Consider the following 8,179-nt stretch of genomic DNA (forward strand, 5'->3'; position numbering starts at 1 on the left):
CATCTGGGCCTGGGGCTCTATGTCGTGCGCCTGGTAGCCGAGCGCCATGACGGCAGCGCCGATGCCCGCAACCTGGAGGACGGCAGCGGCGTGGTCTTCAGCCTGCGGCTGCGTAGCATGCCGCGGACGCGATTGTGAGGGTGAGGCCGGACGTACAGGGGCCGACCTCACAACCCACCCGCACCCCTCACTAAAACCACCTCCACCCCCTACAATCGCCGTTTGACCCAAAAATCAAACCGGATCTCCCACGTGATCTCCCGAGACGAGTTCGACGCACTGGTGGCCCAGGGCCATACCCGCATTCCGCTGGTGCGCGAGGTGTTCTCCGACCTCGATACGCCCTTGTCGGTGTATCTGAAGCTGGCGGACGGCCCCTATACCTTCCTGTTCGAATCGGTCGAGGGCGGAGCCACCTGGGGACGCTATTCGATGATCGGTCTGCCAGCGCGGCGCGTGTACCGGCTGCGCGGGCACGAGCTGGAGGTCGAGGACGCCGGTGAAGTCGTCGAGCGTCGGCATCTGGAGGATCCGCTCGCCGAGATCGAGCGCCTACGCCTGCAGTACGACGTGCCGCGGCTACCGCAGTTGCCGGTGTTCAGCGGCGGCCTGGTCGGCTATTTCGGCTTCGAGACCATCGGCTACATCGAGCCGCGCCTGGCGCAGTGGGATCGGCCTGACGAACTGGGCACGCCGGATATCTTGCTGATGCTGGCCGAGGAAGTCGCGGTATTCGACAGCCTCAAGGGCCGTTTGTACTTGATCGTGCACGCCGATCCGAGCGAGCCGCAGGCCTATGCCAAGGCGCAGCGCCGGCTGGATGCGCTGGTCTACCGCCTCCGCCACAGCGGCTCGGCGTATCCGCAGCAGACTCAATCGGTAGCGCTGGACGAGGCCGACTTCAAATCCTCCTTCACCAAGGAAGAGTTCGAGGCCATGGTCGAGCGCGCCAAGGAATACATCCGCGCTGGCGATGTATTCCAGGTTGTCCCTTCGCAGCGTCTGAGCGTGGGTTTCAACGCGCGGCCGGTGGATGTGTATCGCGCCTTGCGTGCGATGAACCCGTCGCCTTACATGTACTTCGTCGACCTGGGCGATACGCAGATCGTCGGCTCATCGCCGGAAATCCTCGCGCGCCTGAAGGACGGCAAGGTGGTAGTGCGTCCGATCGCCGGTACGCGCAAACGCGGCGCGACGGAGGCGGAAGACAAGGCGCTCGAAGCGGACTTGCTGGCCGACCCGAAAGAGCGCGCCGAACATGTGATGCTGATCGACCTGGGGCGTAACGATGTGGGCAGGATCAGCCAAACCGGTACGGTGGAAGTCACCGAATCGTTCGTGATCGAGCGCTATTCCCATGTCATGCACATCGTGTCGGAAGTGCAGGGCACGTTCACTCCGGGCCTGAGTTATATGGACGTGCTCAAGGCGACCTTTCCGGCCGGCACTGTCAGCGGAGCGCCGAAAATTCGTGCGCTGGAAATCATCCAGGAGCTCGAGCCCTACAAGCGCAACATCTATGCCGGTGCTATCGGCTGGATCGGCTGGTGGGGCGATGCGGACACGGCAATTGCCATTCGCACCGCGGTCATTCAAGACGGACGCCTGCATGTTCAAGCGGGTGCGGGCATCGTTTATGACTCCAATCCGACGGCAGAATGGGAAGAGACCATGAACAAGGGGCGAGCCTTGTTCCGAGCCGTAGCGCAGGCGGCCAAAGGCCTATGAGCGCCGCCGCCGCATTGTTTGAGGAGTTGTCGTGCGTAAATTGCTTTTGTTGCCTCTCGCTTTGATGTTGCTCACTGTCGTTGCCAATGCGCGCGAGCCAGCTGGCCCGGTCTGGAAGGACACCGCTCTCGAGCGCGCCCAGGTATTGGCCTTGCTGCAGACGTTGAACGCCAATCTGCTCAGCCACTCCAGCGCGACGCAGACGCTGCAGGAATGGTGCGATGCCCATCGCATGGCGGCCGAGCCGAAGATCGTTGCGCATCGGGTGCTCGGCGAAGACAAGCCTTTGCCCACGGCCGATCGCGAGCTGCTTGGCATCGGTCCGGATGAACCGGTGCGCTATCGCCGTGTGCGTCTGGCATGCGGCGATTGGGTGCTGTCCGATGCCGACAACTGGTATGTGCCTTCGCGGCTCACGCCGGAAATGAACGAGCAGCTCGATCGCACGGATGTGCCGTTCGGCACGGTGGTCAAGTCGCTGGGCTTTCATCGCCAGACCTTGTCCGCCGGCTTGTTGTGGTCGCCGTTGCCTAACGGCTGGGAGACCGATGCGCAGCTTCCGCCGCCGACCGGTAAGCCGATGGCGATCGCGCCGCACGTGCTCGAGCACAGCGCCGTGTTGTACCGGAAGGACAACCAGCCGTTCAGCCTGGTGGTGGAGACCTACACTGCGAACGTGCTCGCCTTCGGCCCGCGTCCGATCAAGCCCTGATCAGCGGGCCAGCGCATCGTCCAGCGCTTTGTAGAACCGCTCCGGTGCTTCCAGCATCGGAGCGTGCCCCAGGCCGTCGAGCGAAATCAATCGTGCGCCGGGTATGGCTTGCGCGGCTGCCTTGCCCAGCGCCGGGTAGTCGCCCAGCTTTGCCGCCACGGCGGGCGGTGCGATATCGCGGCCCAACGCCGTGCGGTCTGCCTGTCCGACGATCAGCACGGTCGGTACCCGGATACGCGGAAATTCGTCGATCACCGGTTGCGTGTAGATCATGTCGTAGGTCAGCGCGCCCGCCCACGCCGCGGTTTCCCGTCCATCGCCATCGTACATGCCTGCCTGCAGCAGCGCCCAGCGATCGTATTGCGGCTGCCAATGGTTGTCGTAGTAACTCTTGAGCTGGTACGCCTTGATCGTGGCATAGCTGGTCTTCAGCTCGTTCTTGTACCAGTCGTCGACGCTGCGCCACGGCACACCCTTGGCTTTCCAGTCCTCCAGGCCGATCGGATCGACCAGCACCAGTTTGCTGACGGATTCGGGGAACATCAGCGTGTAGCGAGCGCCGACCATGCCGCCCATCGAATGGGCAATCACAATGCTTTTGTCGATGCCCAGGCTTGCCAGCAGGCCACGCGTATTGGCAGCAAGCTGGTGGAAGCTGTACTGGATGTCGCGCGGCTTGGAGGATTTGCAGAAACCGATCTGGTCCGGGACGATCACGCGATAACCATCCTCGCGCAGGCGTTCGGCGGTGGCGGTCCAGTAAGGGGCGCAGAAATTCTTGCCGTGGAGCAGGACAACCGCCTGGCCGTTGGGCTTGGTCGGTTGCAGGTCCATGTAAGCCATTTGCAGGTCGTGACCCTGGGTGTGCACTTCGAACCAGTGCACGGGGTAGGGGTAGTCGTAGTGTTCCAGGCGCGCGCCGAGCGGAACGGTTTTGGGTGTGTCTTGCGCGTGGGCGACGTGGATGGCCGCCGTCAGTAATAGCGCGATGGAAGCTTGGCGGAGCATACGCTTGCCCGGGGTTTCTGCGGATGGCCGAGTATAGCCATGCATGTGGGAGGCCTCTGTGCATAGCTGACATGCTTTATTTGGATAAAAGGCGGGTGGGATCTCCGTTCGGGCAGTCGCAACGGCCGCTCCTCCTCCTGCTTGCATGGGGAGCCTGTAAACAAGGGAGGGAGCAGGTTACGCAAGTGCGGAAAACCGAGATTCGCCGCAGTCGGCACCCTCTCCCCTGGCTTGCCGGAGGTTGGGGTGAGGGCCCTACGGAGCCGAGCGCAGATACGGCCCGGCAATTTCCAACGCCATCCGATAAGGCTCAGGCTCGTTCCGATTGCTCAGCACGATCACCGTCACATGCTGTTTCGGCCATCGCACGATGACATTGCGAAAGCCAATGCTCTCCCCGGAATGCCACACCGTGTCGCCGGTAATCCGCCAGCCATAGCCATAGCGCACATTTGGATCGTCAGTCGGGGTGTGCGGCGTAAACGCCTCTTCGCGCGACTTCGCATCCAACAGGCGGTTGTCATACAGCGCTGCATCCCACTTGGCCAGATCGTCGATGGACGAATAAACACCGCCATCGCCACGTGTCGCGCTGGTCAGATCCTGATCCGTACGCACCCAGGCGCCATGTTCCTGGCTATAACCGAACGCGCGCTCGGCGACTTCAGGACCGGCGCCGCGCTGATACAGCAACGTATGGTTCATCCCCAACGGCTCGAAGATGCGTTGCTTCAGGAATGCCGGTAGAGGCTGTCCCGATGCGCGCTCGATCGCCAGTCCAAGCAACACATAACCGGAGTTGCTATAGCGATACGCGCTACCGGGCGCGAAATAAAGTCGATGCTCGGCACTCAAAAGGTTCAATACATCGTTGTCGTCGAGCTGTGTCGTACGATCTGCGGGAATGAGATCCTCGTAGTCGATCAATCCCGAGGTATGCGTCAACAGCTGGCGCAGGGTAATGGTCTGGTCCTCGGCCGGCAGACTCGGCAGCCAGTGCCGGATGGAATCGTCCAGGCCCAACTTGCCTTCGCGCCGAAGCAGCAAGATGGCAGCAGCCGTGAACTGCTTAGTGACCGATGCGAGGCGATAGTCGGTGGCTGGCGTCGCCGCACGCCGCGTCTCCAGCTCGGCCATGCCATAGCTCTTGCGCACCAGCGCTACGCCATCGCGCAATACCAGCACCGAAGCGCCTGGTACGTCGCCGCTATATCCCTGCATTGTCCGATCGACATCCGAGGACGCCCGGCACGCACACAGGCATAGCGCAAGCGCGATGACGATAGGAAGCAGGCGCATGACGGCTCCTAATGGATCGGTACATCGAAAATCAGATTCGGCGACGGTTCGGGCGACAGCGTGTAATGCCACCACTCCATGGGGTAGTTGCGAAAGCCCGCGCGCTCCATGGCCGCACGCAGCTGCAGGCGGTGCGTGTGTTCGGCGGGCGTGGCTTTGGGTGAATCGGTATTCGCCTTGGGATCGAAGAAATCGAAGTCCGTACCCATTGCCAAGGGGCGGCAATGCCTGTCTTCGGCGTCGCATTGCATCACGGTGAGATCGATCGTGGCACCTCGGCTATGTCCGGACACCGGTGCGATGTAATCGCCGAGCAAGGCGCGCTTGTCCAGGTTGGGGTAGTGCGCCGCACGCGTGCGCTGATCGGCAAGATCGTCCGCCCAGCGCACGAAGTGGCGCACGGCGCGTGCCGGTCGGTAGCAATCCCACAGCAGCAGTCGCTTGTGTTCGCGTCGTAGCGCACGTTCGGCGTTGGCGAGCGCCTCGGCGGCCGGACGCAGCAGATAGCAGCGCGCGGCACCATATCCGTCGACCGGTGTGCCGACAAAATTATCGCTGCCGGCATAGCGCATGTTTTCGGCGATATCCGGCACCAGGCTACGGATATCGATCATGCCGGCCTCGGTCATGCTTTGGGCGGGCGACAGCGTAGGCTGTTGGGCATGCAACACCGTGGCAGTCAGGCCTATGACAAGCCAGCTCCAGCGCTTCATGGCGCGCAGGCTCCCCTGCGGTGGAATTCGAGATCTTCGAAGTCGTCGCTGAAATCCGCTTTGGGATCGACCTTTGCCAGACGCATGGCCGGCTGTGCGCCCTCCGTCCAGGACAGCCAGGCATCGGTATTGCCATGGTCCCAGGCAACCATGTAACGATGGTGGCTGCGCACGACAGTGCCACTGAGACGCGGCGATTTGAGCGAGGCGAATCGGACGCGCTTGCCATCGGCACACAGGCTGACGTCGCCGAACCAGGCATCGCGCCATTGGCCGGTCCGGGTTGCCAACTCGCCGGGCGTGACAGGCGTTCGGTCGCTGGTATCGGGTCCGTGCGTGTGCGCGGTGGCTTTCGTTTCTTCGTCGATCAGCTTGGCATAGGCCTCCACGGTGTGGCCTTGGCCGGGGTCGGTAAATGTCTTGAGCAGAGCTTCGCTCAACGCGCTGCGCGCGTCTTCGGCATCCGCGTTGATCAGTACGACGAAGCCGGCCTGGCACTGCGGTAACAAGGTCAGTGACGAGTACATGCCCGACAACGTGCCGGTGTGCGAGACGGTCCATTGCCCGTCGACGTCCGCCAATCGCCAGCCCAGCGCGTAGGCGTAGCTTTGCGTGCGATCCCATGCACGCCGGCGCGCCGAGATCGGCATCGGCGTTTGCGGTGCCCAGACGGCTTCGCGTTGCACTGTGGAAAGCCAGGCTGTCTGTCCACGGTCGGGCGCGACCCAGGTTTTTGCCCAGGCCAGCATATCGTCCAGGCTGCAACGCACGCCGCCAGCCGCTGCCGACACGATATCCGGCACATTCTCGCCATCGGCGTCGATCACAGTGGCGCGTGCATCGTGCGGCTGGGCGACGTTGCCGACCGCATCGCGCTTCCATGCGCCGACCTGGCAGCGCGCGAGTCCCAGCGGCTCGAACACTTCTCGCCGCAGCAAGACATCGTAAGGTGCGCCGCCGGCCGCCGCGGCGACTTCGCCGGCCACGACATACAGCAAGTTGTCGTAAGCGTAGCCTGCACGGAATTCGTACTTGGGCTTGAGATAAGCGAGCCCGGCGATGATGTCGCCGCGCGTGAATCGATTGGGCTCGGGCCAAAGCATCAGGTCGCCGGCGCCCTCGCCCAGACCGCTGTGATGTACCAGCAGGTCGCGCACCTGCATATGCGCGGTTACCCAGGGATCGGCCATGCGGAAGGCCGGCAAATATTTGGTGACCGGATCGTCCCAGCGCAGCTTGCCTTCATCGACCAGCCGGGCCAGCAGGGCCGCCGTCATGGCCTTGCTGTTGGAGGCGATCTTGAACAGCGTGTCACGGTCGATCTTGTGGCCACTGCCGGCGGCCAGTTCGCCCGCGGTGCGCGTATAGACCACCTTGCCGTGATCGATTACGCCGACGGCAAGGCCCGGAAGGCGATACCGTGCCATGGTTTGCTCGAAGGCTGCGTCGTAATCGCTGGTGGCCGCGTGCAGCGGTGCCATGCCGGCCAGCGCGAGACCGAAAGCCAGCCAGCGCTTCACGGCGCGGTCGCCTTGTCGTCTACCGCGCGCCACATGCGCAGCAGGTTGCCGCCCCACAGTTTGGCAATGTCCGCATCGCTGAAACCGTGTTTGCGCAAGGCCTCGGTCACCTGGCGTGTCTGTGTGGCGTCGGCCCAGCCGTCGATGCCGCCACCGCCGTCGAAATCCGAGGCGATACCGACGTGGTCGATACCGGCCACATCGGCGACGTGCCGGATGTGCGCGACATAGTCCTCGAGCGTGGGCAGCGGGAAGCGTACATCGATGGCCTTCATGCCGGCGATATAGGCCGGCAGGTAATCGTGCTTCTCGCTGTCGTAGCGTTTGTCGCCGGCTTGCCGCGCCACTTGGGCTTGCAGGGCTTTCTCCGCCAGTTCCCGTCCGGGGTCGAGCTTGAGGAAACCCTTGTACGCAACGACCTGCACGACGCCTCCTTTGGCGCCGATCGCGCGGAGCAGATCGTCGGGCAGGTTGCGCGGATGATTGACCAGCGCATGCGCGGCCGAGTGGGAGGCGATGATCGGTGCGGTCGACAACGCAAGTACATCGCGCACGCACGCGTCGGACGAGTGTGAAATATCGACCATGATGCCTAGCCGGTTGGCGCGCTTGACGACTTCGCGCCCGAAATCGGTGAGCCCCGTATCGGTAATCGGCGGATCGCCCAGGTCCGCCGTCGGCATGGAGCTGCTGCACAAGTCGTTATTGCCGACGTGAGTCAGGCCGATATAGCGCGCACCGCGTTCGAAAGCGGCATCGAGGTTGTTAATGCGGTGGCCGAGCGAGTAACCGTTCTCGATACCGATCATCGCCGACAGGCGCCCCGCCGCCTTGTTTGCCATGACTTCATCGGGCGTGCGAGCCAGGCGGATCCGCGCCGGATAGCGTTTGAGCATCAGATCGATGTCGTCGTACTTTCGTGCGGCCTGCGCCATGGCGCGCGCGTATCCCTTGTCGGTCAGGGGCCCTTGCTCGACATAGATAATGAAGAACGCTGCATCCAGCCCGCCTTGGCGCATCTTGTCCAGGTCTACTTGCAACACGCTGTGTCCGCCTGCATCGAAGCGAGGCTCGCGCATGTAGTTGAGCGGGATATCGACATGGGTGTCGATCGCGATCGGCGGATCTTGCGCAGCGAGCGCGGGACACGCAAAGACGAGGGCGAGCGCGAGCAGGGCGCGTGACGGCATGGCATGCAT

The 8,179-nt window shown here is 63.2% G+C and carries 7 protein-coding genes; 2 read left to right on the forward strand and 5 right to left on the reverse strand.

Annotated elements, in window-relative coordinates; translation table 11 throughout:
- Nucleotides 1-252 precede the first annotated feature (252 nt).
- Together trpE and VIM98_RS05135 are read left to right on the forward strand one after the other, a co-directional pair.
- Nucleotides 253-1,728 carry an anthranilate synthase component I gene (gene trpE / locus VIM98_RS05130; RefSeq protein ID WP_331992021.1) on the forward strand — a complete coding sequence of 492 codons (1,476 nt, stop codon included), beginning with the start codon at nt 253-255 and terminating at the stop codon, nt 1,726-1,728.
- Nucleotides 1,729-1,759: 31 nt separating this feature from the next.
- Nucleotides 1,760-2,440, forward strand: a complete 681-nt coding sequence (locus VIM98_RS05135) for a hypothetical protein (RefSeq protein ID WP_331992022.1) — start codon at nt 1,760-1,762, stop codon at nt 2,438-2,440.
- Here VIM98_RS05135 and VIM98_RS05140 read toward each other — a convergent pair whose 3' ends face one another.
- The 5 genes from VIM98_RS05140 to VIM98_RS05160 form a co-directional block, all read right to left on the reverse strand.
- Complete coding sequence (locus VIM98_RS05140) at nt 2,441-3,448, reverse strand: alpha/beta hydrolase (RefSeq protein WP_331992023.1); 1,008 nt, start codon at nt 3,446-3,448, stop codon at nt 2,441-2,443.
- 255 nt (nt 3,449-3,703) lie between these two features.
- A complete protein-coding gene (locus VIM98_RS05145) occupies nt 3,704-4,747 on the reverse strand; it encodes a serine hydrolase domain-containing protein (protein WP_331992024.1) in 1,044 nt (347 codons plus the stop codon).
- Nucleotides 4,748-4,755: 8 nt separating this feature from the next.
- On the reverse strand, nt 4,756-5,460 hold the full coding sequence (locus tag VIM98_RS05150; protein WP_331992025.1) for a M15 family metallopeptidase: 705 nt from the start codon (nt 5,458-5,460) through the stop codon (nt 4,756-4,758).
- Nucleotides 5,457-6,980 carry a serine hydrolase domain-containing protein gene (locus VIM98_RS05155; RefSeq protein WP_331992026.1) on the reverse strand — a complete coding sequence of 508 codons (1,524 nt, stop codon included), beginning with the start codon at nt 6,978-6,980 and terminating at the stop codon, nt 5,457-5,459. Before VIM98_RS05155 ends, VIM98_RS05150 begins: the two co-directional genes overlap by 4 nt.
- Nucleotides 6,977-8,179, reverse strand: a complete 1,203-nt coding sequence (locus VIM98_RS05160; RefSeq protein WP_331992027.1) for a dipeptidase — start codon at nt 8,177-8,179, stop codon at nt 6,977-6,979. The genes VIM98_RS05155 and VIM98_RS05160 overlap by 4 nt, the downstream gene beginning before the upstream one ends.

Origin of the sequence: Dyella sp. (assembly GCF_036568765.1) — a bacterium.
Taxonomy (GTDB): Bacteria; Pseudomonadota; Gammaproteobacteria; order Xanthomonadales; family Rhodanobacteraceae; genus GSA-30.